Here is a 23,464-nt window from a genome sequence, read left to right as displayed (position 1 = left end):
TCAGCTTGGCCGCATCCGTCGCCTGGGGCGAGTTGCGGCACGACCCCGCCCGGGCCGCGCTGCTCGCCGTGCGGCTGCTGCCGGGGCGGGTGCGGCGCGGGCTGGAGCCCGTCGAGAAGCAGCTGGCCGGCCGGGCCCGTACGGCCGGGCCCACCACCGCCCCGTCCGCCGCCCGGGTGCCGGCGCCCGCCGGGCGGCCGGTGCGGCCCGAGCCGGGCCGGGTGCTCCATCTGGTCACCAACGGGCTGCCGTTCAAGCACGCCGGTTACACCGTGCGCACCCAGGCGCTCGCCGAGGCCCAGCGGGGCGCCGGGCTCGACCCGCACGTGGTGACCCGGATCGGGTTCCCGGTGGCGCAGGGCGTCCTGGACGCCCGTCCGCTGCAGGTCGTGAACGGGGTGCCGCAGCACCGGCTGCTGCCGTACGCGCTGCCCCACGGGCCGGGGGCGGTGCTGGCCCGCAACGCCGAGCTGGCCGGACGGCTGGTGGAGCGGCTGCGGCCCGCCGTGCTGCACGCGGCCACCGACCACGGCAACGGCCGGATCGCGCTGGCCCTGCGGGAGACCTACGGGCTGCCGGTGGTGTACGAGGTGCGGGGTTTCCTGGAGGAGACCTGGCTGACCCAGGCGCCCGGCCGCAGTGCGGACGACCCCTCGTACCGGGCCCGGCGTGCCCTGGAGACGTACTGCATGCGCGGGGCCGATCTGGTGCTGACCCTGGGCGCGGCGATGAAGGCCGAGATCGTGGCCCGCGGGGTGCCCGGGGAGCGGGTCCTGATCGTGCCCAACGCGGTGGACGACGGCTTCCTCGCCCCGCTGCCGGACGGGGCGGGACTGCGTGCCCGGCTCGGGATCGCCGCGGGCGACTTCGTGGTGGGCACCGTGAGCAGCCTTACTCCACACGAGGGAATCGGCACATTGCTCCATGCGGGTGCCGCGCTGCGCCGCCGGGGGGTCCCGTTGCGGCTGCTGATCGTCGGCGACGGGCCCGAGCGCGGCAGGCTCCAGGAGCTGGCCGGACGGCTCGGTCTCGGCGACGGCACGGCCCTGTTCACCGGCCGCGTGCCGCACCGCCAAGTGCGCGCCTACCACGCGGTTCTGGACGTCTTCGCGGTCCCGCGCACCGACGAACGGGTCTGCCGTCTGGTCACCCCGCTCAAGCCGGTCGAAGCGATGGCGAGCGGTGTTCCCGTGGCGGCCAGTGATCTCACCGCCCTACGGGAACTGGTCCAGGACGACGTGAACGGGCGGCTCGTCCCTCCCGGATCTCCACAGGCTTGGGCAGAAGCTCTCGAAGTATTGCTTTACAGTCGAAAACGGCGGGATGAATGGGGAGCATCCGCCCGCGCGCTGGTGGCGCGTGAACGCACCTGGAAAAGGGTCGCTGCCACGACCCGAGACGCGTACCGCGCTCTTGGATGTGTCTGAGACCCCGCGCCCGGAACCGCTCACCGTCCGGGCTCTTCGGATCCATACGGCGTCTGCCGTTGCTGCCGTCGAGGGCGGAGTGAATCCCTATGCAGGTCGAAAAGGCCGTACCGCTCGGGGAATCGAGCGCATCGCTCGGGGATGAGGAACAGACCGACAGTTTCGAACTGGCCGTCATCGGGCTCGGCTACGTCGGGCTCCCGCTCGCGCGGGAGGCGTCGCTGGTCGGCCTGAGAGTGGCCGGGCTCGACCTCGACCCACGGGTCGTGGAGGGCCTCAACGCCGGGCACTCGCACGTGGACGACGTCTCCGACGAGGACGTCGCCCGGATGCGGGCGGCCGGGTTCACCGCGTACACCGACGACAAGTGCCTGGCCCGGGCGCAGACCGTGGTGATCTGCGTGCCGACCCCGCTCAGCGAGGACGGCGGCCCCGACCTGAGCGCGGTGACCTCCGCGGTACGGGCGGTGGCGGGCCGGCTGCGCCGCGGACGGCTCGTCGTCCTGGAGTCGACCACCTATCCGGGCACCACGGAGGAGATCGTCAGACCGCTCCTGGAGGAGTCCGGGCTGCGGGCCGGCGAGGACTTCGCACTCGCCTTCTCCCCGGAGCGCATCGACCCCGGCAACACCACCCACGGGCTGCGCCAGACACCCAAGGTGGTCGGCGGCTGCACCCCGGCGTGCGCGGCGAAGGCCGCCGCCTTCTACGGCAAGCTCGTCGACACGGTCGTGCAGGCGAAGGGCACCCGCGAGGCCGAGATGGCCAAGCTCCTGGAGAACACCTACCGGCACGTCAACATCGCGCTGGTCAACGAACTGGCCATTCTGTGCCGTGAGTTGCGCGTCGACGTGTGGGACGCGATCCGCTGCGCCGGGACGAAGCCGTTCGGTTTCCAGCCCTTCCGGCCGAGCGCCGGGGTGGGCGGTCACTGCATCCCGATCGACCCCAACTACCTGTCCTACAAGGTGCGTTCGATCGGATACGAGTTCCGGTTCGTGGAACTCGCCCGGGAGATCAACGCGCACATGCCGGAGTACGTCGTCCGGCGCGCCCAGGACCTGCTCAACCACGAGGGCCGCGCGCTGCACGGCTCCCGGGTACTGCTCCTCGGCGTCACCTACAAGCCGGACGTCGCCGACCAGCGCGAGGCACCGGCGGTGCCGGTGGCCCGGCTGCTGCGGGAGCGGGAGGCCGAGATCGCCTTCCACGACCCGTTCGTACCGGCCTGGTTCGTGGACGGGGTGGCCGTGCCGCGCGTCACTGACGTCATGGCCGCGGTGCGCTCGCACGACCTGACGATCCTGCTCCAGGACCACTCCGCGTACGACCTCCCGGTCCTCGGCGACGAGGCCCGCCTGCTCTTCGACACCCGGGGGCGGATCTTCCGGCCCGGTGTCGAGGTGCTGTAGCCGACCTGTGGAGCAACTCCCCTTCCGTGGCTCGGAGTCGAAGGGCTCCGGGCCACGGAGTCGAAAGGCGCTCAGATGCGGATACTCGTCGTCACCGTCGTTCACCACCCCGAGGACGCGCGCATCCTGCACCGGCAGATCGGTGCGTTGCGGGACCGCGGGCACCATGTCGTCTACGCGGCGCCGTTCTCGGCCCGCGAGGTACGGCCCCGCCCGGACCTGGAGGGCATCGACCTGCCGCGGGCCGCGGGCCGCAGCCGCCGTACGGCCGTCGGCGCGGCCCGGGCCATGCTGGCCCGGCACGGCCACGAGGCGGACCTGATCCTGCTCCACGACCCGGAGCTGCTGCTGGCCCTCCCCGGCACCCTGCGCCGCTGGCGGCGGTCCGGCACCTGTCCGGTGGTCGTCTGGGACGTGCACGAGGACACCGCGGCCGCGCTCGCCATGAAGCGCTGGGTGCCGAGAGCCCTGCGGCCGCCGCTGCGGCTCGGCGTCCGCGCGGCCGAGCGGCTGGCGGAGCGCCATCTGCGGCTGCTGCTCGCCGAGGACGCCTACCAGGAGCGGTTCCGCCGTACCCACCCGGTGGTGCCGAACTTCACGACCGCCCCGGTCGAGGCACCGGAGCCGCCGGGCACCGAACGGGTCGTCTACGTCGGCCATCTGTCACGGGCGCGCGGCGCGCTGGACCTGATAGCGACGGCCCGGCACCTGGGCCCGGGCGTGCGCGTCGAGGTGGCCGGCGCGGCCGACCCCGACGTCCGGGAGGCGCTCAGGGCCGCCGACCGGGACGGTGTCCTGCGCTGGCACGGCTTCCTGCCCAACGACCGCGCCCTCGCCCTGTTCCCGGGCGCCCTGGCCGGCCTCTCGCTCCTGCACGACCAGCCCAACTACCGCCATTCCCGGCCCACCAAGGTCGTCGAGTACATGGCTCACGGCGTGCCCGTCATCACCACGCCCACCCCGCTGGCCGCGGACATGGTGGAGCGGCACGGCTGCGGAATCGTGGTCCCGTACGAGGATCCGCGAGCGGCCGCGGAGGCGATCCACCGGCTCGGCGCCGACGCGGTCCTGCGTCACACCGCGGCCCAGCGTGGCCGCGAGGCGGCCCTCACCCACTTCAACTGGCCCGACAAGGCCGCTGAGTTCACACAGTGGCTGGAGACCTGGGTGCGGGAGGAGACCGGCACTAGGCGCGCGGGTGACGCGGCTCGTACAGGGCGACCTCGCCTCCGCCCGGCAGCCGGAAGCCCGTCACCCGGCCCCAGGCCGCGATCTGGACGGGTCGGCTGAACGTGACGCCCTTGACGGTGAGTTCGGCGACCGTCTCGTCCAGGTCGTCGCACATCAGCATCAGCTCGTGCGACGGTTCGCCGTCGGCCGGATGGCACGCCACCTCGGCCGGCGGCAGCCGGAAGACCAGCCAGCCGTGTCCGGCGTCGACGTGCGGCCAGCCCAGCACGTCCCGGAGGAAGACCCGGTCCGCCTCGGCGTCGCGCGTGTAGATCACCACATGTGCCCCATTGATCACGCGCGGAGGCTAGCCCCGGGAGAGCCGGGCGGCAAGGACCTCCACTCACGCGTTGGACCAGCCCCGCTCGCAGAGCACCAGCCGGTACCCGTCCGGGTCCTCGACGGTGACCCCCCACCGGTTCCAGTACGGGTTCGGGGAGGGCACCCGGCGACCGCCGCACTCCTCCAGCCGGGCCACCAGGTCCTCCGGAACCGGCCCGTCGAGGTAGATCACCAGGAGGTCCTCCTCGGTGGGGCGGGGCGCCACCGGCCGGACGGGCTCGTGCACCAGCTCCAGGTGCCAGTCGGCGTCCGGCCAGCCCGTCATCAGCAGGTCGTGCTCGCCGGGCTCGGGACCGCCCTCGGCCCGCCACAGCACGCCGAGCCCGAGCCCCCGCACCCAGAACCGCTCGGCCGCCGCCAGGTCCCGGGAGGGCCGGGCGATCCGGATCCGACTACGGCCGTTGACGGGCATCGTGACCTCTTCCTGAGCTGCCGCTTCCTCTCCGGCAGCCTAGGTGCCCGGTGCTCGCGCGACCATCGGCCGATCGCCCTGCGTCACAGGTCCTAGGCCCGGCTGCGCCCGCCGTCAGGCGCGCGGCACGCCGTACGCCCGCTCCACCCGCAGCCGCAGCACCAGCCGCCTGTCGCGGACCATCGCGGCCCGGTAGTCCTCCCAGTCGGGGTGCTCGCCGCGGACGTCGCGGTAGAGGCGGATCAGCTCCTCGACGGTCGCGTCGTACGGGTCCTCGGCCACCGGCGACAGCTCCGCGGTGCCCTCGGCGACCGTGTAGGCCCAGCGGTCCGGGCTGGTGACGTGGTACGAGGCACGGGGGTCGCGGCGCAGGTTGCGGGTCTTGGCCCGGCCGTCGGTGATCGACACGCGCACGGTCCGCTCGTCGGGGTAGTAGGCGTGGTTGACGTTGGACAGCTGGGGGCGTCCGTCGGTCTTGAGGGTGACCAGCACCCCGTCGTGTCCTTCGGCGAGCAGCTTGAGAAGAGCGTCCTGGGTCATGTCAGGTGAAACCCTCTCGCGACCGTCGCGCATTCCCGCCCGCTCATCGCCCGTCGCGTGCCGGGGCGCGCGGAGCCGGCCGTGCGCGGAGGGTGGCCGCCCGGCCACGCTGCGGCCGCGCCCGGCGCACAGGTCGCCGCAGCGGCCGGGGTGTGCCCGGAGTCGGCGCGGGCCGTAGCGGGCAGGTATGTACTGATGAGCCGTCATCACCCGCCGTACGACTCCGGCCCGCGGCCGTGGCCGCGCCGTACGACGGGTTCCGGCCGACGAACGCGGGTTCGGCACGGGTACGGCGGGGCGCCCGGCGCGTGGCGGGGGCGCGCCCGTTTCCCGGTGCCTCTTCTATAGCGTCCGTCACACCACACGCGGTTGAGCGGGACCGTTCCGCTCTTCCTGCGCGACGATGAGGTCCGAGGTCGGACCGCACCGCGGACGACACGACCCAAGGAGAGCGATGGCACAGCTGCGACAGGAAGTCGACCCCGGTGAGGTGGGGCTGGACGTGAAGGCGCTCGACCGCCTCGACCAGCACTTCGCCCACTACGTCGACGAAGGGCGGCTGCCGGGTTACCTGGTGGCCGTGGCGCGCGGCGGCCGGGTCGCCCACCTCACCGCCCAGGGCCACCGCGACCTCGCGGCCGGGCTGCCGGTCGAGCCGGACACCATCTGGCGGATCTACTCCATGACCAAGCCGGTCACCGCGGTCGCCGTGCTGCTGCTGGTGGAGGACGGGCTGCTGTCCCTGGACGACCCGGTCGACCGGTTCCTGCCGGAGTTCGCCGCCCCGCAGGTCCATGTCTCGGGTTCGGGCGACGCCATGGTGACCCGGCCCGCCGACGGGCCGATCCGGATCCGCCATCTGCTCACCCACACCGCCGGGCTGACCTTCGCCTTCTACCACACCCACCCCGTGGACGCCCGGTACCGCGAGGCGGGCCTGGAGTTCTCGGTGCCGTCGGGCGCGGACCTCGCCGAGGCGATGGCGGTGTACGCCCGGATGCCGCTGCAGTTCGAGCCGGGCACCCAGTGGAACTACTCCGTCGGCTTCAACGTGCTCAGCCGGGTCGTCGAGGTGGCCTCCGGCCAGCGGCTCGACGAGTTCTTCGCGGAGCGCATCTTCCGTCCGCTCGGCATGCCGGACGCCGGCCTGTACATCGTGCCCGAACAGGCCGACCGCCTCTCGGAGTTGTACGGCGAGACCGAGGGCGGCGGCATCGAGGCGATCCCCGGCCTGCCGTTGCGCGGCCGCCCCCGCTTCCTGTCCGGCAGCGGCGGCCTCGCGGCGACGGCGTACGACTACCACCGTTTCATGGAGATGCTGCGCCGGGGCGGCGAACTGGACGGCGTCCGGCTGCTCTCGTCCGACTCGGTCGGGCTGCTCTCCGGCAACCACCTGCCCGGCGGGGCCGATCTGCGGACCTACGGCGCCCCGGTCCACCAGGAGCCCGGCAACGACGGGCTCGGCTTCGGTCTCGGCGTCTCCGTGGTGATCGACCCGGGCCGCACCCTCTCCCCGAGCAGCCCCGGCGCCTACGGCTGGACCGGCGCGGCGACCACCGCGTTCTGGGTCGACCCCGCCCACGACCTGACCGTGCAGTTCCACACACAGGTCCGGCCGAAGACGCTGAAGATCTTCCCGGACCTGCGCCGGCTGGTCCACGAGGCGATCCAGGACTGAGCGCCGCTCACACGAGGTTCGACTCCGGGCGCTGGGCGTCGGCCGCGAACCGGCCGGCGCCCAGCGGGCCGACGTCCAGGAAGGGCGCACGGCCCAGGTACAGGTCGCGGACCACCTCGCCGACGGCCGGCGCCTGGAGGAAGCCGTGGCCGGAGAACCCGGTGGCGTACAGGAACCGGGAGACCCCGGGCGCCTCGCCGATCAGGGCGTTGTGGTCGGGGGTGTTCTCGTACAGGCCCGCCCAGCCGCCGGTGCGGCGCAGGTCGAGCAGGGCCGGGGCGCGGCGTTCCATCGCCGCGTACAGCCGCGGGATCCAGCGGTCGTGGGTGTCGGTGGCGAAGCCCGGCCGCTCGTCGGGGTCGGACATGCCGAGCAGCAGGCCCGGGCCCTCGGCGTGGAAGTACAGGCCGGTGGTGAAGTCGATGGTCATGGGGAGCGTCGCCGGCAGCCCCCGGACCGGCTCGGTGACCGCGATCTGGCGGCGCAGCGGCTGCACCGGTAGGTCCACGCCGGCCATCGCGCCGACCGCCAGCGACCAGGCGCCGGCCGCGCAGATCACCGTGCCGGTCGCGATCCGGCCGAGGGTGGTGTGCACGGCGGTGAGGCAGGCGCCGTCCCGTTCGATGCCGGTGACCTCGGTGTGGCGCAGGATGCGGGCGCCGTGGGCGCGGGCGGCGGCCGCGTAGCCGTGCACGACGGACTCGGGCGTGCAGTGGCCGTCGTCCGGGGAGTAGGCGGCGGCCAGCAGTCCGTCGGTGGTGATCAGCGGGGAGAGCCGGGCCGCCTCCTTCGGGGTCAGCATCCGGCTGGGCACGCCGAGGTGGTTCTGCAGCCGGACCCCTGCCTCGAAGGAGACGACCTCCTCGGGGGTGGAGAGGAGGAACAGGTAGCCGACCCGGTGCAGCCCGATGTCGTACCCGGTCTCCTCGCCGAAGCGGGCGAAGGCCTCCAGGCTGCGCGCGCCCAGCTGGATGTTGAGCTCGTCGGAGAACTGGGCGCGCACCCCGCCCGCTGCCTTCGAGGTGGATCCGGCGGCGAGTTCGTCGCGTTCGACGAGGACGACGTCGCGGACGCCCGCCCTCGCGAGGTGGCAGGCGATGCTGGTCCCCATCACCCCGCCGCCGATGATCACGACCTGGGCCCGAAGATTCACGCGTGTACCTCCTGTCGGTCTCCCCGGATCCTGCCCCGGGAGGCCGCCCGGTACCTCAGGACCAGTGCGCCACCGCGTCCAGGTGGGGCAGCACGTGGTCGAGCCGCTCGCGCTTCGTGCGCAGGTAGGTGATGTTGTTCTCGCACGGCTCGATCAGCAGCGGGACCGTCTCGGCGACCTCGACGCCGTGCCGTACCAGGGACTCGCGCTTGCGCGGGTTGTTGGACATCAGGCGGACCGAACGCACCCCGAGGTCGTTCAGGATGCCGGCGGCGACCCCGTAGTCGCGGGCGTCCACGGGCAGGCCGAGCGCGAGGTTGGCCTCGACGGTGTCCAGGCCCTCCGCCTGCAGGGCCATCGCGCGCAGCTTGGCGAGCAGGCCGATGCCGCGGCCCTCGTGGCCCCGCAAGTAGACGACGATGCCGCTGCCTTCGGCGACGACCGCGCGCAGTGCGGCGGCCAGTTGGTCGCCGCACTCGCAGTGCTGGGAGCCGAACGCGTCCCCGGTCAGGCACTCGGAGTGCAGCCGGGTCAGCACCCGGTCGCTGTCGATGTCCCCGTAGACCAGGGCGACTTGCTCGTCGCCGCGGTCGTGGTCCAGGTAGCCGATCGCCTGGAATTTCCCGTACACGGTGGGCAGCGGTGCATTCACGACGCGTTCCACGCCCGAACGCCGTGGGGACTTCGTGCCGAGTACGCCGATGTTTTCTGTCATGATCTGATTCCTAAGCAGAGACGAAAGGCCGTGAAAAGATGAGTGGTTCGGGCGCGCGTACCGCGGCTGACGGTTTGTTGCCGGCGGACACTACGGAAGAGGTACGGACCAGGGCGGCGGGCGTTTCAACACAGGTGGCCGTCCTTCCCGTGGGGAGCTTCGAACAGCACGGCCCCTACCTTCCGCTCGCGACGGACACCCTCGTCGCCTGTGCCGTCGCCCGGGAGATCGCCGACGCATACCCGGTGCACCTCCTCCCTCCGGTCACGGTCTCCTGCTCGCACGAGCACGCTGCCTGGCCGGGGACCGTCAGCATCTCCGCGGTGACACTGCACGCGGTGGTGAACGACATCGCCGGCTCGCTGCGCCGCTCGGGCGTCGAGGCGCTGGTCGTGGTCAACGGCCACGGCGGCAACTACGTGCTGGGCAACGTCGTGCAGGAGGCGTCCGCGCGGGGCGAGCGGCTGGCGCTGTACCCGGCCGTGGAGGACTGGGAGACAGCGCTCACGCGGGCCGGAGTGGAGACCTCGGCGCTCTCCGACATGCATGCCGGAGAAATCGAGACCTCCATCCTGCTGCATACTCATCCCGAATTGGTCCGCCCTGGTTACGAGTCTGCCGATTTCACCGCTGACGACCGTCGTCATCTCCTCACCCTGGGAATGTCCGCCTATACCGAGTCGGGCGTCATCGGCCGTCCTTCCCTGGGATCGGCGGAAAAGGGGAAGGAACTCCTGTCGAGCCTCGCGGATTCCTTCGGCCCGCTTTTCGAACTGCTCACCGCCGGGCGGGAGTAGCGCAGTCCGGCGTACCAGCGGACGACCAGGACCGCCAGACCCGGCAGGGCCGCCACGAAGCTGAGGACGCCGTAGACCACGGCGGTGGCGAAGCCGCTGTCCGCGCCGAGGCCGGCCGCGGCGAACGCCCAGGCGGTGACACCCTCCCGGGGGCCCCAGCCGCCGACGTTCAGCGGCAGGCCCATCGCGACCAGGGCGAGGACGGAGATCGGGACGAGGACCGCCACGGACGCGGCCGATCCCGCGACCCGCGCGGCCACCACGAACATCCCGACGTGCCCGGCGAGGATGACCGCCGAGGACAGTGCGACGCCCGGCCCGCTCCGGCGCGACAGCAGCGCGCGGCGGGCCTCGCCGAGGGTGGCCCGCAGGGCGCCGGCGCGCCTGCCCGGGGCCTTGTTCATGCGGAGCGCGACCACGATCGCGCACGCACCGGCCAGCCCGGCCGCCGCCAGCGGGGCGAAGCTGCGCACCTCGTCACGGACCGGCGAGGGCAGGATCAGCAGTGCGGCCGCGCCGAACACCGTCAACGCGATCTGCCCGGCGGCGCGTTCGAGGACGACGGCGCGGACCCCGCGGCCGATGTCGCCCTCGCTCTGCCCGTGCCGGACGGCCCGGTGCACGTCCCCGAGGACCCCGCCCGGCAGGGCCGCGTTCAGGAACAGGGCCCGGTAGTAGTCGCCGACGGCGGGCCCGAGCGGCAGCCTCAGGCCGAGGCTGCGGGCCACCAACTGCCAGCGCCAGGCGCTCAGTACGGTCGTGACCGCGCCGATCACCAGGCCGGCGACCAGGGTCGGGGTGTCGATCCGGCGCAGGCCGTCGAGGAAGACGCCGGTGCCCAGCCGCCACAGCAGCACGGCGATGATGGCGGCTCCGGCGACGGTGCCCAGGTGGGTGCGGACCGCACGGAGGTCGAGGCGCCGGGGCACGGCCGGCGCAGCGACGGGCTGCCGGACCAGGGTGGGGGTACTCATGAGGTGCCTCCGGTCGGCCGGGCGAGCGCGAGCAGGTCACTGTGGTGCACGACGACCCGCAGTTCGCCGGCCGCGTTGGCGGCGAGCCGCTCGGCCAGGTAGGCCTCGGCGCGCCCGGCCAGTTCGGGCCGCTCCTCGACGGCGGCGCCGACCCAGCCGCGCAGCCACTGCTCGGCGAGCGCCTTCTCGTCCGTGCCGAGCCGCCAGGCGCTGGGGTACAGCTTCACGGTGGCGCCCCGGTCGGCGAACGCCTCGCAGGCGGCGTTGACGGCGTCCGGGCCGAGCAGGCCGCCGCGCCGCTGGTGGGCGTTGAAGGCGTCGGTGAGCTCGGCGTCCAGCGGGTGGGCGGGGGTCAGTTCGACCCGCCCGGCGACCGAGAGGGTGAGCAGTGCGGGGCAGCCGGCCCCGGTGCAGGCCGCGGCGAGGGTGTCGACCTCCTCCCGGGTGAGGACGTCGAGGAGCGCGGACGCGGTCACCAGGGAGGCGCCGACCAGCGCGTCGGGGGTGAGCCGGGCGACGTCGCCGCGCCGGGTCTCCACGGTGACCCGGCTGCCGTCGGCGGCCGCGCGGGGCGAGGCGACGGCGGCGAAGTGCAGCAGGTAGGGGTCGCGGTCGTGCAGGATCCAGTGCTGGGGGCCGTCGAGCCGGGGCGCGAGCCAGCGGCCCATCGAGCCGGTGCCGCAGCCCAGGTCGTGCACGACGATCCCGCCCGCCTTGCCGGGCAGGTTGGCCAGCCGGATCCGCAGCGGGTCCAGCAGGTCGTGCGCGCGGGCGGCCGCGTCCGCGCTCTCCCGTAGCTCCAGCCACTCGGGGGCGTACCGCGGCGGCTCCTCGGGCCCGGTCTCGCGCAGCCGTACGGTGGCCCGCTCGCCCGGACCGACGACGGGGCCGGCGCCGGGTATCACCTCGGAAGACGTCTGTTCGCGTTCTCGTCCCACTCCAGTATCCGTAACATCCGTCGATCCCGGCTGCGCGGGTATCGCGCCGACCGGAGCAGTGGTGGTGGTCTCGCTGGTCATGCCGCCCTCCGGGGTTCGTCAGGGAGCCGCAGCAGGACTCCGGCCAGGCTCCGGGCGGTGGTCGCCCAGCCGTCGAGCGCCGCCCGCCGGCCGCGCGCGGCGGCCTTGAGACGGCGGCGTACGTCCGCCTCGCCGAACCAGCCGCGCAGTTCGACGGCGAGCGCGGCGGGGTCCTCCGGCGGCACGAGGATGCCGGGTACCCCACCGTCGGGTGCGCGCCCGACCGCTTCCGGCAGGCCGCCGACGTCGGTCGCGAGCACCGGGATGCCGCGGGCGAGGGCCTCGGTGACGGCCATGCCGTAGGTCTCGGCGTAAGAGGTGAGGACCATCAGGTCGGCGGCCGCGTAACTGGCGTCCAGGTCGGCGCCGGCGCGCGGGCCCGCCAGGTGCAGGCGGTCCGTCAGCCCGTGCTCCGCGATCAGCGACCGCAGGTGCGCGACGTACTCGGGAGCGGTGTCGAGCCCGCCGACGCAGGTGCAGGTCCACGGCAGGTCCCGGACGGTCGCGAGCGCCTCGATCAGCCGGTGCTGGCCCTTGCGCGGGGTGACGGCGGCGACGCACAGCAGGTGCGAGACGCCGTCGGTGCCGCCGGCCAGCGGGGCGATGTCCGCACCCGGTGCGGCCACGTGCACCCGTTCGGGTGCCAGGCCGTGGTGCGAGACCAGTCGTCGTACCGCCCAGTCGCTGGTCGCGATCACGGCCGGCACGGCGCGCAGCACCGTCCGCTCGCGGGCGTCCAGGTCGGCGGCCACGGCCGCGTCGAGGCCGGTCTCGGCGCCGAGCGGGAGGTGCACGAGGACGGCGAGCCGCAGCCGCTCCGTCTCCGGTACGACGATCTCCGGGACCCCGCAGGCCACCAGGCCGTCGAGGAGGACGACGGTGCCGTCGGGCAGCTCCCGCAGGGTGCGGGCGAGGGCGTCGCGGGCGGCGGCTTCGGGGCGCGGCCAGGAGCCGGCCACCGCGTGCCTGGTGACCTGCCAGCCGAAGCCGGGCAGGTCCAGGCAGACCCGCCGGTCGTAGGCGTTGCCGCCGCTCGGGCTGGCCGGGTCGTCGACGCCGCCCGGCATGACGAAGTGCACGTTGCGCAGGGACATGGGGAGGATCCCGATGCTCGCCGGAGCCTTGCTGTCGGTGGTGGCCGCGCGCTGCGCGGGCACGTAGGTGAGGGCCGCCGGGCGGCCGATGGCCATGTCGGTCACAGGGCACGCTCGTAACTCGCCCAGGCGACGTGCGACTCGTGGAGGGTGACGGTCAGACCGGCGAGGCCCCGGGCTCCCTCGCCGAGCGCGCCCTTCTCGATGCGCTCGGCGAGCCGGTCGGCGATGACCTTGGCGAGGAACTCCGTGGAGGTGTTGATCCCGGCGAAGTCGGGCTCGTTGTCCAGGTTTCTGTAGTTCAGCTCGCTGACCACGGCGCCGAGTTCCTGGGTGGCAAGACCGATGTCGACGACGATGTTGTCGTCGTCCAGCTGCTCACGGCGGAAGGTGGCGTCCACCAGGAACGTGGCGCCGTGCAGTCGCTGCGCGGGCCCGAACACCTCGCCGCGGAAGCTGTGGGCGATCATGATGTGATCGCGGACGGTGATGCTGAACAACGGACGACCCTCCAGGTGCGGCGCGTCTGGTCCCCCGGCGGATCCCTGCCGGGGGATGCCCTTAATACGGCTCCTCGCTTCCCCGTGTTCAGTCCACTCTCACTCTTTTCTCAGGTCAGGACCTCTTGGCGGCCCCCACCGGCCGTTATTGGACGATCCGTCAGCCGTTGTCGCCGTAGCGGACCCGGTGGCAGAGGGCCGGAAACTCCCCGGAGGCGAGCCTCGGGAGCACCTCCGGCAACTCCTCGAACGCGCTCTCCCCGGTGATGAGGGCGTCCAGCGCCGGATCGGCCAGCAGGTCCAGGGCCAGGGTGAGCCGGTCGGCGTAGGTGCGGCCGGCGCGGGCGGCAGGGGAGACGGTGCCGACCTGGCTGCTGCGCACGGTGAGCCGGCGGGAGTGGAAGGCCTCGCCGAGCGGAAGGGCGATCCGCCGGTCGCCGTACCAGCTCAGGTCGAGGACCGTGCCCTCCGGCGCGAGGAGCTCCAGGGCGCGGCCGAGGCCCTGCTCGGTGGCGCTGGCGTGCACGACCAGGTCGCACTCGCCGAGCGCGTCCTCGGGGGCCGCGAAGTCCACGCCGAGGGCCTCGGCGGTCTTGGCCCGGCCCGGGTCGGCGTCGACCAGCTGGAGCCGGACACCGGGGAAGCGGGCGAGCAGGGCGGCGACCGAGCAGCCGACCATGCCGCCGCCGACGACCGCGATCCGGTCGCCGAGCAGCGGCGCCGCGTCCCAGAGGGCGTTCACGGCGGTCTCGACCGTGCCCGCGAGTACCGCACGCGCCGGGGGTACCCGTTCCGGTACCACCGTCACCGCGTTCACCGGAACGACGTAGCGGGTCTGATGCGGATACAGGCAGAAGACCGTGCGCCCGGCCAGGTCGTCGGGGCCCTGCTCGACGACGCCGACGCTGAGGTAGCCGTACTTCACCGGACCGGGGAAGTCGCCCTCCTGGAACGGCGCCCGCATCACGTCGTGCTGGCTCTTCGGCACCCCGCCCCGGAACACCAGTGTCTCCGTGCCCCGGCTGACCCCCGAGTACAGCGCGCGCACCAGCACCTCGCCCTCACCGGGGGCCGCGAGGGTGACGTCACGCAGCTCTCCGTGGCCCGGGGAGCGGAGCCAGAACGCGCGGGCCGAGGAGTTCATCGGCATCCTCCTGAACGATCGGGAAGTGGTTCACGTACGGAGTTGTGCACAGCGAGAAGTGCACAGGCCGCGCACAGTACGCGGCGTTGATCGACTCTGTCACTCGGCCGGAGGACGTGCGGTGGCCCTGAACAACACTTACGAAGCCAGGCTGGTCCAGCAGGAGACCGCTGTCGGAGCGGGCGTACAGGTCCTGTTGCTGGCCCTGCTCGGGACGGCGATCGGCATGGGGCCGGCCGGCTGGCTCACGGGTCTCGCGTTCGCGATAGCCACCTGGGCGGTGCTCTCCCGGGCCCTGCACCGCACCCGGCCGCGCTCCTTCGGCCCCGCCAACCGGGTGACGCTCGGCCGCGCGATCCTGGTCGGCGGCGTGACCGCCCTGGTCGCCGACTCCTTCGAGAGCTCCCCGCCGGTCACCCTCCTGGTCGGCCTGACGGCCGTGGCCCTCATCCTCGACGGCGTGGACGGCAAGGTGGCCCGCAGGACGGGTACGTCCACCGCGCTGGGCGCCCGCTTCGACATGGAGGTCGACGCGTTCCTGATCCTGGTGCTGAGCGTGTACGTGTCCACGCAGCTCGGGCCCTGGGTCCTCCTGATCGGCGGGATGCGCTACGCGTTCGTCGCGGCCGCCAGGTTCGCGCCCTGGCTCAACGCCCCGCTGCCGCACTCCATGGCCCGTAAGACGGTCGCCGCGATGCAGGGCATCTGCCTGCTCCTCGCCGGCGCGGACCTGCTGCCGTACCTGGCCAACCTGGGCGTGGTGCTGCTGGCGCTCGGCTCCCTCGTGTGGTCCTTCGGCCGGGACGTGCGGTGGCTGTGGCGCAACGCGCGGCCGGCTGCCCGGGAGGCGGCCGCCGCCGCGGCGGAGCGGGTGCCGGATTCCGCCGAGGAGCTGGAGATCCTGGAACTGGCGGTGCGCTGAACCCGGCACACAAAAGGGGCCCGGACCGTTCACCGGTCCGGGCCCCTTCCGTGTCTGCCGACGGGTGACGGCCTACGACTTCGCGCCCCGCGTCCGTACGACGGCGAACGCGGCGGCCGCCAGGCCGAGGACGCCGACGATCAGGCCCGCGATGCCGAGGCCGCGGGCGGTGGAGTCGCTGGAGTCGGCGGTCGTGGTGGCCGCCTTGCCGCCGGTCTTCGTGGCCGGGGCGGCCGACGCGGCGGAGTCGTCGCCCGCGGCGTCGGCGCCCGCCGCGGTTAGCTTGAGCGTCGGCGCCGGGTTCTCCGGCTCGTCGTCGCCGCTCTGCGCCTCCTCGATCCAGCGGACGACCTTGCCGTCGGAATACGTCTGCAGGGTCTTGAAGGCCAACTGGTCGGTGTCCTCGGGCAGCTGCCCGAAGGCGACGTCGAAGTCCTCGAACTGACCGGCGCCGATCTTGCCGCCGGTCCAGGTGATCTCGGAGGCGGCCTCGGTGATGGTGCCGTCGTCGGTCTTCACCGGCGTCTTGAGCTTGGTGGTGGTCACCTTGGCGGTCCAGCCGTCGTGCGGGGTGACGAGGACGCCCAGGACCGGGTGGTCGGTGGGCAGGTAGACCTGGACCTTGGTGGTGGAGGCGGTGTCCTCCTCGTTGGGCACGCGGAAGGTCAGCACACCGTCGGTGGCGCCCTTGGCGTAGCTCTCGGGGTGGACGGTGACATGCGCGGCGGCGATACCGGCCGCGGCCAGGACCGACACGGCGGTCAGCGCGGTGACGGTGGCGGCGCGGCGGAGGGTGAGCCTGGTGCTGGACATGAGTGAGTCGATCTCCGTACGGGTGAAGTCTGTCAGAGGGCCTTGGAGGCGTTACGCCGTGTACGGGACCGGGGTGGGGGGCCCGCGCCGGCTCACCGCGTGCCGCAGCGCGCGCAGCGGGCGGGGCCGGATCGGGCCGGCCGGGGCCAGGCGGGGGCCGCCGGCCGGGGCGGGCAGCGGGGCGTCGCGCCACCAGGCGGCCAGACCGGGGACGAGCGCGGCGGTCCGCCGCAGCACCGACCACAGCGCGGCCTCACCGCGCCGCAGCCACCAGGAGGCGACGAGCGCGGCGACGATGTGGGCGAGGGTGGCGTGCGCGGTCAGGACATGCAGGTGCGGATGCTGCTGCGCCACCCCACGCATACCGGCCATGCCCGCCATGGCATGTCCGTGCATGCGCATCTGGGCCATGGGCATGGCGGGCGCGTGAGCAGCGGGGGTGACCGCGCGGGCCGCGTCGAAGCCGAAGTGCAGGCCTGCCTGGGTGAGCAGCATGCCGACGCCGATCTCCGGCAGTCCGCGCTCGCGTCCCGCGAGTCCGCGGCCCAGGGCGAACACCGCCACGAACCCGGCCGCGTCGGCCCACAGCGGCGGCAGGTCGCCCATGGCGAGCCCGTGCCCGGCGGCACCCAGCAGCACGCACACCGCGGCGAACACCGCGGCACGCAGGCTCCGTACCGCCGGCGACGCATTCATGGTGAGCGATCCTCCCACGGTGGGGTGGTACGCGCGGCGGGGACGCCCCGTTCACTCATGGCTGGGGCTTTCCCGTGCGACGGCCGCGGTCTGCTGTGAGCGCGGTCTGCTGTCACCGGATCCCAGTTGCGTCGAGCAGCCGCAGTAGCTCAGCACGGCCGTGACCGGCCCGCGTCGAGCAGCGTGGCTCCGAGGCGCTCGCAGCGCAGCGCGATGTCACCCGTTCCTCGGCCACACATCCGGCGGGCGGGTCCGTATGCCGCCCCGGGTCTTCATGCACGCGCCGCCTCGCCTCCTCGGCGTCGGCCGCTGTGAAGGTGAAGCCAGCCGGAATGCATCCCCCTGACACGTGAACGTCCCGAGGATCAGGCCTCGGCGACGAACGCCACGAACTCCGTCCAACCGTCACGGCACACGGCGAAGTGCGGTCGGGACACATCCTTGGAGTCCCGTACGCAGACAGCCCGCTCAGTGACAGCGACCTCGATGCAGCTGTCTCCCTGGCTACCGCTGTGGCTGGACTTGAACCAGGCGAGATCCGTCGTGCTCATAGTTCTCCTCGCAGTCGCTCCAACAAGCCCTGCGATTCTTTGGGGTTGAGGGCCTGCGAGCGCAGTGTGTCATAGCGCTGCTGGAGAAGGCTCACCTCTTTCACGTCACCGATCAGCCGCCCGTTCTGCTGCCCTTCCGAATAAGCGAAGCGCCGCCCCTCCGGCGTCTCCAAGAGTTGGACCGGTCCGTCCAGACACGCGTGCAGCCCCGCTTCCAACGGCACGATCTGCAGCGTCACGTTGCGCAGGGCGGCCCGCTCCAGCACGTGGTCGTACATCTCGCGCATCAGCTCCGCGCGCCCGAACCGCCGCAGGAACACGTGCTCCTCGACAATGAAGCTGAACGGCACCGTCGGCCGCTCGAACAGCATGCGCTGCCGCTTCATCCGTACGTCGAGCAGGTTCTCCAGCCCCTCGTCGGTGACCACCGGAATGGTGCCGTCGAACACGGCCCGCGCGTATCCGTCCGACTGCAACAGCCCCGGCACCAGCCGGCATTCGTAGGTGCACAGGCTGACCGCGATCCGCTCCAGTTGGGCCCACCGCCGGAACCAGACCGCCAACCCCTTGTCGCCCCGCGTCAGGAACTGGGCCGCCTTCCGTAACGCCCCGGTGTTGCCGAGCACTTCCTCGGCCCGCTCCACCAACGCCCGGTCCGGCATCCGCCTTCCCAGCTCCACGGACGCGACCGTGTGTTTGGAGTACCGCACCAGCTCGGCGAACTCGGACCTGCTGTACCCGGCGTGCTCCCGCAGGGCATGGACGACGGCCCCGAAGGTCCGCAGGCTGTCGGAGGGATCGGGCTCGCGCTCCACCTCGCAGCCCACCAGGTCGTCGCCGTCACTCTCGTCCACACCGTTCGTCATACGCGGCCACCTCCAGGTACGTGCGCACTCCGCTCCCCGCGCTCAACTCACCCAGAGTGACGGCAAGATCCACGTACGGTCCACGCATTGCCCTCGTACGCCGAGGCAGCGTACGCATCGCGCACCTGGAAGGGTGCGTTGTCGTCGCTCACGCGTAGGACGGTCGAACATGCGGTGGACGCGGCACTCCCCCGGTCCGCGCCCACCGCGGTGCGTGTCAGGCCGCCCGGTGGGCCTGTCCCCGGTGCTCGCGGATGATGTCCGCGTACCGGTGGCCGCTGCCCTTGATGGTGCGGACCTGGGTCTTGTAGTCGACGTGGACCAGGCCGAAGCGCTTGTCGTAGCCGTACGCCCACTCGAAGTTGTCCAGCAGCGACCAGGCGAAGTAACCGGCCAGCGGGGCACCCTTGCGGGCCGCCGAGGCGCAGGCCGCCAGGTGGCCGACCAGGTACTCCTGGCGCTCGGGGTCGTCGACCGTGCCGTCCGGGCGGACCACGTCCGGGTAGGCGGAGCCGTTCTCGGTGACGTAGATCTTGCGGGCGCCGTACTCCTCGGTGAGGCGCAGCAGCAGCGTCTCGATGCCGCTCGCGTCGATCTCCCAGTCCATGCCGGTGCGCGGGACCCCGGGGCGGTGGACCGAACGCGCGTAGGGCGCCGGGCCGTCCGGGTCGTTCTCGATGTAGGCCGGGAAGTAGTAGTTCAGGCCCAGCCAGTCGAGCGGGGTGGCGATGGTCTCCAGGTCGCCGGGGCGCTCGGGGAGTTCGACGCCGTACGTCTCGACCATGTCGGCGGGGAAGCCGCGGCCGTGCACCGGGTCCAGCCACCAGCGGTTGACGTGCCCGTCGTGGCGGCGGACGGCGGCCGCGTCCTCGGGGCGGTCCGTGGCGGCGAACACGGTGGAGAGGTTGTTGACGATGCCGACCTCGGCGCCGGGCGCGGCGGCGCGGATCGCCTGGGCGGCCAGGCCATGGCCGAGGAGCAGGTGGTAGGAGGCCCGGACGGCGGCCGTGAGGTCGGTCCAGCCGGGGGCCATCGTGCCCTCCAGGTGGCCGATCCAGGCCGAGCAGGACGGCTCGTTGAGCGTGGTCCAGTGCTTGACCCGGTCGCCGAGGCGTTCGGCGACCACGGAGGCGTACCCGGCGAAGTGCTCGGCGGTCGCCCGCTCGGGCCAGCCGCCCCGGTCCTGGAGGGCCTGCGGCAGGTCCCAGTGGTAGAGGGTGACCGACGGGGTGATCCCGGCCGCCAGCAGGGCGTCGATCAACTCGTCGTAGAAGTCGAGCCCTTTGGCGTTGACCGGGCCGTCCCCGGCGGGCCGCACGCGCGGCCAGGCGACCGACAGCCGGTAGGCGTTGGCGCCCAGCCGACGCATCAGGTCGATGTCCTCGGGCCAGCGGTGGTAGTGGTCGCACGCGACGTCGCCGTTGTCGTCGCCTGCGATCTTCCCCGAGGTGTGCGAGAAGGTGTCCCAGATGGAGGGCGCGCGGCCGTCCTCGGCGACGGCTCCCTCGATCTGGTACGCCGCGGTTGCCGTGCCCCACAGGAAGTCGTGCGGGAGGGCGGCGAGGTCGATGGTCACGAAATTCCCTTCGGAACTGGCGAGTTCACTTGACGGCGCCGGCGGTCAGCCCGGCGACGAGGTAGCGCTGGAGGAGCAGGAAGCCGGCCACGACGGGAACGCTGACCACCAGTGAGGCGGCCATGATCTGGTTCCAGTACACGTTGTTGAGCGTGGAGTAGCCCTGGAGGCCGACGGCCAGGGTGCGGGTGGTGTCGTTGGTCATCACCGACGCGAACAGCACCTCGCCCCAGGCCGTCATGAAGGCGTAGACGGCGACCGCGACGATGCCGGGGATCGCGGCGGGTACGACGATCCGCAGCAGCGCGCCGAGCGGTCCGCAGCCGTCCACCAGCGCCGCCTCGTCCAGGTCCCGCGGCACCGAGTCGAAGTACCCGATCAGCATCCAGATCGAGAACGGCAGCGAGAACGTCAGGTAGGTGAGGATCAGGCCGCCGCGGGAGCCGAACAGGGCGATGCCGGTGGCGTTGCCGATGTTGACGTACAGCAGGAACAGCGGCAGCAGGAAGAGGATGCCCGGGAACATCTGCGTGGACAGCACGGTGACCGTGAAGACGCGCTTGCCGCGGAACTCGTAGCGGCTGACGGCGTAGGCCGCGAACACGGCGACGACGACCGAGCAGACGGTCGCCGCGACCGACACGATCAGCGAGTTCACGAAGTACCGGGCGAGCGGGATCGTCGACCAGATGTCGATGTACGGCCGGACGGTCAGCCCGCTCGGCAGCCAGCGGAACTTGCCGGTGACGTCCGAGAGGGGCTTGAGCGAGCTGGAGATCATCACGTACACGGGGACCAGCACGAACCCGGTGAGCAGCGTGAGGAAGATCCGCCGGGACCAGAGGAAGGACCTCGGCGGGGCCATGGGCGAGCTAGACATCCGAGGACCTCCGTCCGCGCGAGGTGAACACCAGGTACACGCCGGTCACCACCAGCAGGAAGAGCAGCAGGAGCACGGACATGGCCGAGCCGGTGCCGAAGTTCCAGGTGACGAAGGAGGCCTGGTAGATGTGGACCGAGATCAGGTCGGCGGCCTCCGGCGCGGACTTCCCGAACAGCACGTACGGCGTGTTGAAGTCGTTGAACGTCCACAGGAACAGGACCAGGACGAGCACCTGGTTGACCGGGCGCAGCGACGGCAGGGTGATGCGGCGGATCTGCTGCCACAGGCCGGCGCCGTCCAGGGCGGCCGCCTCGTACAGCTCGCGCGGGATGTTCTGGAGGCCGGCCATCACGATCAGGAAGGCGAACGGCCAGCCCTTCCACACCGACACGGTGAGCAGCGCGTAGAAGCTGTTGTCGCCGATCAGCCAGAAGGACGGCTTGTCGGTCAGGTGCAGCTGGTCGTGCAGGACGTGGTTCACCAGGCCGTTGTCGTGCTGGAACATGAACACCCAGGTGATGACGGCCGCGTAGACGGGCAGCGCGTACGGCACCAGGAACAGGGCGCGCAGCAGGCCGCGGCCCCTGAAGGTGTCCTGCATGAACACCGCGGCCGCGGTGCCGATCAGCCAGCACAGGCCGACGGAGAGCAGGGTGAAGCCGACGGTGACGAAGAACGAGTGCAACAGGGCGTTGCCGATGGGGGCGTTGAACTCGACAGACAGCTTGTAGTTGCCGAATCCGGCCCAGGGGGCGGTGGTCCAGTCGCGGATGTAGAACTGGGTGAGCTCCTTGAAGCTCATCACGACGCCGATGACCATCGGGATGATGTGGACGAGGAGTTCGAGCAGCAGGGCGGGCAGGAGCAGCAGGTAGGGCAGTCCGATGCGGCGGATCCGCCCGGGGCGGCGGCCCGAGCCGCCCGCCGCCCCGGGGGAGTTCACCCGCGCCGGTTCTTGCACAGCGGTGGTGGTGGTCGTCATGGTGCTCAGGCCGCCGGCATCTGCTGCTGGGCCTTCTCCAGCTCGGCCTTGACGGTGTCGGTGGTGATGGCGCGGCCGGCGGCGGCGTCGGCGAACAGGTTCTTCACGGCCGTACCGACCGTGGTCTCGAACTGCGACTCGGCCGCCACCTGGGGCAGGGCCGCGGCGCTGGTGGCGAGGGTGTTCTTCAGGACCGAGTTGGCCGGGGTGTTGAAGGCCGCGTCCTCCTGGGCGGTCTTGACCGGCGGGATGGAGGTGTAGGCCGTGTTGAGGATCTTCTGCTCGTCGTCGCTGGTCATGAACTTCACGAACTTGGTGGCGCCGTCGAGGTTCTTGGTGTTCTTGAAGACCGCCAGGTTGATGCCGGCGACCATCGAGTTGACCTGGGTGCCGGTGCCGGGGGTACCGGACTGCACGGGCACCGGGGCGATGCCGTAGTCGCTGTCGCTCATGCCCTGCGACTTGAGGTTGGAGGACGCCGACTGCCACAGCAGCATGGCCTGCTTGCCCTTGGCGAAGTCGCTGACCGACTGGTTCTGCGCGTACTCGGCGTCACCGGTCGGGATGACCTTGTCCTTGGCCATCAGGTCGACGTACTGCTTGACCGCGTCGACGACCTTCGGGTCGGTGAAGTTGGGCTTGCCGTCGGCGGTGAAGAAGTCCGCACCGTGCTGCTTGGCGAAGACGAAGACGTGGTGGATGTTCTCCGAGACGTTGCCGCCCTCGGCGCCGAGGACCGACTTGCCCTTCGCCTGGATCTTCTTGCCGTCCGCGATCAGCTCGTCCCAGGTGACCGGGGGCTTGGCGATGCCCGCGTCGGCGAAGATCTTCTTGTTGTAGTAGAGGGCGTAGGCCATGGAGTACAGCGGGACGGACGCCGGGTCCTTGCCCTCGGCGCCCGTGGAGCCGAGCGCGGAGTCGACGAAGCGGTCCTTGCCGCCGATCTTCTCGAAGTTCTTCGCGTCCCAGGGCAGCAGCGCGCCGGTCGCCTGCAGCGAGGCGCTCCAGGTGTTGCCGATGTTGAGCACGTCGGGGCCCTGACCGGAAGTGGTTGCGGTCAGGATCCGGTTGAGCAGGTCCGACCAGGGCACGACCTCCAGCTTGACCTTGATGCCGGTCTGCTTCTGGAACTTGTCGAGCTCCGGCTGGAGCACCTTCTTGTCGACCTCGATGCTGGCACCCTGGTTGGAGGCCCAGTAGGTGAGCGTCTTCGGGGAGTCGTTGGACCCGCCGCCGGTGGACGAACCGCCACCGCAGGCCGTGGCCGCGAGGGCGAGAGACATGGTGACGGCGCCTACGGCCGCGGCTCGGATGCTGCGCATGGCTCCAGCTGTGCCTTTCCGGGAGTCGAGAACCCCGAGAGGGCTTCGCGAAGGCCGGGCGCCCGCTGATGCGGACGCCTGGACCGACGTTCGGCTTCCGAAGCCCCTCATGGCTTAATTTAGGACGTGAGTTAATCCCCCGGAGACTGGCTCGTCAAGGGATCCGGCACGGGTATCCGTGCAGGCGGGCCGGGGAACAGCCGGTTCCGGAGCGATGTTGCGCCCACCCCGGCGGCGTGACCTGGGCCGAAGCAGGATGACCTGCGCGGCGAGCGGCCGGCCGCCGTTGCACAACGGTTGTGTTTCGACGGCGGTTGCGGAGGGCGCGGGCCGGCCGCGGAGCACGCCGGCGGGGGGTGGGGAACAATCCCTCGTCGCTAGACTCCCGACGACCCAGAACAGTTGCACGCCGGGCG

23 protein-coding genes and 1 pseudogene are annotated in these 23,464 nt (G+C 72.0%); 6 read left to right on the top strand and 18 right to left on the bottom strand.

Going from position 1 to position 23,464, the window contains the following annotated elements:
• Nucleotides 1-5: 5 nt before the first annotated feature.
• From AB0472_RS34255 to AB0472_RS34245, 3 genes are all read left to right on the top strand, one after another.
• Nucleotides 6-1,427, top strand: coding sequence for a glycosyltransferase family 4 protein (locus AB0472_RS34255; protein WP_366362320.1), 1,422 nt, complete (start codon nucleotides 6-8; stop codon nucleotides 1,425-1,427).
• 89 nt (nucleotides 1,428-1,516) lie between these two features.
• Nucleotides 1,517-2,839, top strand: a complete 1,323-nt coding sequence (locus tag AB0472_RS34250) for a nucleotide sugar dehydrogenase (RefSeq protein ID WP_366362318.1) — start codon at nucleotides 1,517-1,519, stop codon at nucleotides 2,837-2,839.
• 75 nt (nucleotides 2,840-2,914) lie between these two features.
• Nucleotides 2,915-4,129 carry a glycosyltransferase gene (locus tag AB0472_RS34245; protein ID WP_366362316.1) on the top strand — a complete coding sequence of 405 codons (1,215 nt, stop codon included), beginning with the start codon at nucleotides 2,915-2,917 and terminating at the stop codon, nucleotides 4,127-4,129.
• Here AB0472_RS34245 and AB0472_RS34240 read toward each other — a convergent pair.
• The 3 genes from AB0472_RS34240 to AB0472_RS34230 all read right to left on the bottom strand — a co-directional run bounded on the left by AB0472_RS34240 (nucleotide 4,026) and on the right by AB0472_RS34230 (nucleotide 5,363).
• On the bottom strand, nucleotides 4,026-4,367 hold the full coding sequence (locus tag AB0472_RS34240; protein WP_366362314.1) for a VOC family protein: 342 nt from the start codon (nucleotides 4,365-4,367) through the stop codon (nucleotides 4,026-4,028). The two genes, AB0472_RS34245 and AB0472_RS34240, sit on opposite strands and share 104 nt — an antisense overlap.
• Before the next feature lie 45 nt (nucleotides 4,368-4,412).
• Nucleotides 4,413-4,823, bottom strand: coding sequence for a VOC family protein (locus AB0472_RS34235; protein ID WP_366362312.1), 411 nt, complete (start codon nucleotides 4,821-4,823; stop codon nucleotides 4,413-4,415).
• A gap of 114 nt (nucleotides 4,824-4,937) precedes the next feature.
• Entirely contained in the window at nucleotides 4,938-5,363 is a 426-nt protein-coding gene (locus tag AB0472_RS34230; RefSeq protein WP_366362310.1) for a PPOX class F420-dependent oxidoreductase, read from the bottom strand.
• 454 nt (nucleotides 5,364-5,817) lie between these two features.
• Here AB0472_RS34230 and AB0472_RS34225 point away from each other — a divergent pair, with 454 nt between their 5' ends.
• The gene (locus AB0472_RS34225; RefSeq protein ID WP_366362309.1) at nucleotides 5,818-7,041 is read left to right on the top strand and encodes a serine hydrolase domain-containing protein; all 1,224 of its coding nucleotides are present in this window, start codon (nucleotides 5,818-5,820) and stop codon (nucleotides 7,039-7,041) included.
• A 7-nt stretch (nucleotides 7,042-7,048) separates the two neighbouring features.
• On the opposite strand, the gene AB0472_RS34220 is transcribed toward AB0472_RS34225, so the two are convergent.
• Entirely contained in the window at nucleotides 7,049-8,194 is a 1,146-nt protein-coding gene (locus AB0472_RS34220; protein ID WP_366362307.1) for an FAD-binding oxidoreductase, read from the bottom strand.
• A gap of 55 nt (nucleotides 8,195-8,249) precedes the next feature.
• Nucleotides 8,250-8,909 carry a GTP cyclohydrolase II gene (gene ribA, locus AB0472_RS34215; protein WP_366362306.1) on the bottom strand — a complete coding sequence of 220 codons (660 nt, stop codon included), beginning with the start codon at nucleotides 8,907-8,909 and terminating at the stop codon, nucleotides 8,250-8,252.
• 38 nt (nucleotides 8,910-8,947) lie between these two features.
• Between ribA and AB0472_RS34210 the strand changes: the two genes are divergently transcribed.
• Entirely contained in the window at nucleotides 8,948-9,706 is a 759-nt protein-coding gene (locus AB0472_RS34210) for a creatininase family protein (protein ID WP_366362304.1), read from the top strand.
• 50 nt (nucleotides 9,707-9,756) lie between these two features.
• Here the strand turns inward: AB0472_RS34210 and AB0472_RS34205 are convergent.
• From AB0472_RS34205 to AB0472_RS34185, 5 genes and pseudogenes are all read right to left on the bottom strand, one after another.
• Nucleotides 9,757-10,680: pseudogene (locus AB0472_RS34205) on the bottom strand (lysylphosphatidylglycerol synthase transmembrane domain-containing protein); the annotation flags it as partial.
• Nucleotides 10,677-11,699 carry a trans-aconitate methyltransferase gene (locus tag AB0472_RS34200; protein WP_366362302.1) on the bottom strand — a complete coding sequence of 341 codons (1,023 nt, stop codon included), beginning with the start codon at nucleotides 11,697-11,699 and terminating at the stop codon, nucleotides 10,677-10,679. The gene AB0472_RS34200 and the pseudogene AB0472_RS34205, both read right to left, overlap by 4 nt.
• The gene (locus AB0472_RS34195) at nucleotides 11,696-12,898 is read right to left on the bottom strand and encodes a glycosyltransferase family 4 protein (protein WP_366362300.1); all 1,203 of its coding nucleotides are present in this window, start codon (nucleotides 12,896-12,898) and stop codon (nucleotides 11,696-11,698) included. The genes AB0472_RS34200 and AB0472_RS34195 overlap by 4 nt, the downstream gene beginning before the upstream one ends.
• Complete coding sequence (locus AB0472_RS34190) at nucleotides 12,895-13,293, bottom strand: 6-carboxytetrahydropterin synthase (protein ID WP_093497951.1); 399 nt, start codon at nucleotides 13,291-13,293, stop codon at nucleotides 12,895-12,897. The genes AB0472_RS34195 and AB0472_RS34190 overlap by 4 nt, the downstream gene beginning before the upstream one ends.
• A 160-nt stretch (nucleotides 13,294-13,453) precedes the next feature.
• Nucleotides 13,454-14,437, bottom strand: coding sequence for a dehydrogenase (locus tag AB0472_RS34185; protein ID WP_366362298.1), 984 nt, complete (start codon nucleotides 14,435-14,437; stop codon nucleotides 13,454-13,456).
• A 121-nt stretch (nucleotides 14,438-14,558) separates the two neighbouring features.
• Here AB0472_RS34185 and AB0472_RS34180 point away from each other — a divergent pair, with 121 nt between their 5' ends.
• Nucleotides 14,559-15,359: a CDP-alcohol phosphatidyltransferase family protein gene (locus AB0472_RS34180; protein ID WP_366362296.1), complete on the top strand. Its 801-nt coding sequence runs from the start codon at nucleotides 14,559-14,561 to the stop codon at nucleotides 15,357-15,359.
• Nucleotides 15,360-15,431: 72 nt separating this feature from the next.
• Here the strand turns inward: AB0472_RS34180 and AB0472_RS34175 are convergent, their stop codons facing one another.
• The 8 genes from AB0472_RS34175 to AB0472_RS34140 all read right to left on the bottom strand — a co-directional run bounded on the left by AB0472_RS34175 (nucleotide 15,432) and on the right by AB0472_RS34140 (nucleotide 23,048).
• Nucleotides 15,432-16,172 (bottom strand): YcnI family protein, encoded by a 741-nt coding sequence (locus AB0472_RS34175; protein ID WP_366362294.1) that lies wholly within the window; start codon nucleotides 16,170-16,172, stop codon nucleotides 15,432-15,434.
• A 51-nt stretch (nucleotides 16,173-16,223) separates the two neighbouring features.
• A complete protein-coding gene (locus tag AB0472_RS34170; protein ID WP_366362292.1) occupies nucleotides 16,224-16,868 on the bottom strand; it encodes a hypothetical protein in 645 nt (214 codons plus the stop codon).
• 365 nt (nucleotides 16,869-17,233) lie between these two features.
• A complete protein-coding gene (locus tag AB0472_RS34165; protein WP_366362290.1) occupies nucleotides 17,234-17,419 on the bottom strand; it encodes a DUF397 domain-containing protein in 186 nt (61 codons plus the stop codon).
• The gene (locus tag AB0472_RS34160) at nucleotides 17,416-18,285 is read right to left on the bottom strand and encodes a helix-turn-helix transcriptional regulator (RefSeq protein ID WP_366362288.1); all 870 of its coding nucleotides are present in this window, start codon (nucleotides 18,283-18,285) and stop codon (nucleotides 17,416-17,418) included. Before AB0472_RS34160 ends, AB0472_RS34165 begins: the two co-directional genes overlap by 4 nt.
• 217 nt (nucleotides 18,286-18,502) lie before the next feature.
• The gene (locus tag AB0472_RS34155) at nucleotides 18,503-19,861 is read right to left on the bottom strand and encodes a GH1 family beta-glucosidase (RefSeq protein WP_366362286.1); all 1,359 of its coding nucleotides are present in this window, start codon (nucleotides 19,859-19,861) and stop codon (nucleotides 18,503-18,505) included.
• A 25-nt stretch (nucleotides 19,862-19,886) separates the two neighbouring features.
• Entirely contained in the window at nucleotides 19,887-20,726 is an 840-nt protein-coding gene (locus AB0472_RS34150; RefSeq protein WP_366362406.1) for a carbohydrate ABC transporter permease, read from the bottom strand.
• A gap of 7 nt (nucleotides 20,727-20,733) precedes the next feature.
• Nucleotides 20,734-21,726 (bottom strand): sugar ABC transporter permease, encoded by a 993-nt coding sequence (locus tag AB0472_RS34145; RefSeq protein WP_366362284.1) that lies wholly within the window; start codon nucleotides 21,724-21,726, stop codon nucleotides 20,734-20,736.
• 5 nt (nucleotides 21,727-21,731) lie between these two features.
• Nucleotides 21,732-23,048: a sugar ABC transporter substrate-binding protein gene (locus tag AB0472_RS34140; RefSeq protein ID WP_366362283.1), complete on the bottom strand. Its 1,317-nt coding sequence runs from the start codon at nucleotides 23,046-23,048 to the stop codon at nucleotides 21,732-21,734.
• Nucleotides 23,049-23,464 lie beyond the last annotated feature (416 nt).

The organism is Streptomyces sp. NPDC086777 (genome assembly GCF_040702065.1).
In the GTDB taxonomy this organism is placed as follows: Bacteria; Actinomycetota; Actinomycetes; order Streptomycetales; family Streptomycetaceae; genus Streptomyces.
The sequence above is the reverse complement of the archived record's forward strand: the minus strand, read 5'-3'. Positions and strand labels throughout refer to the sequence as shown.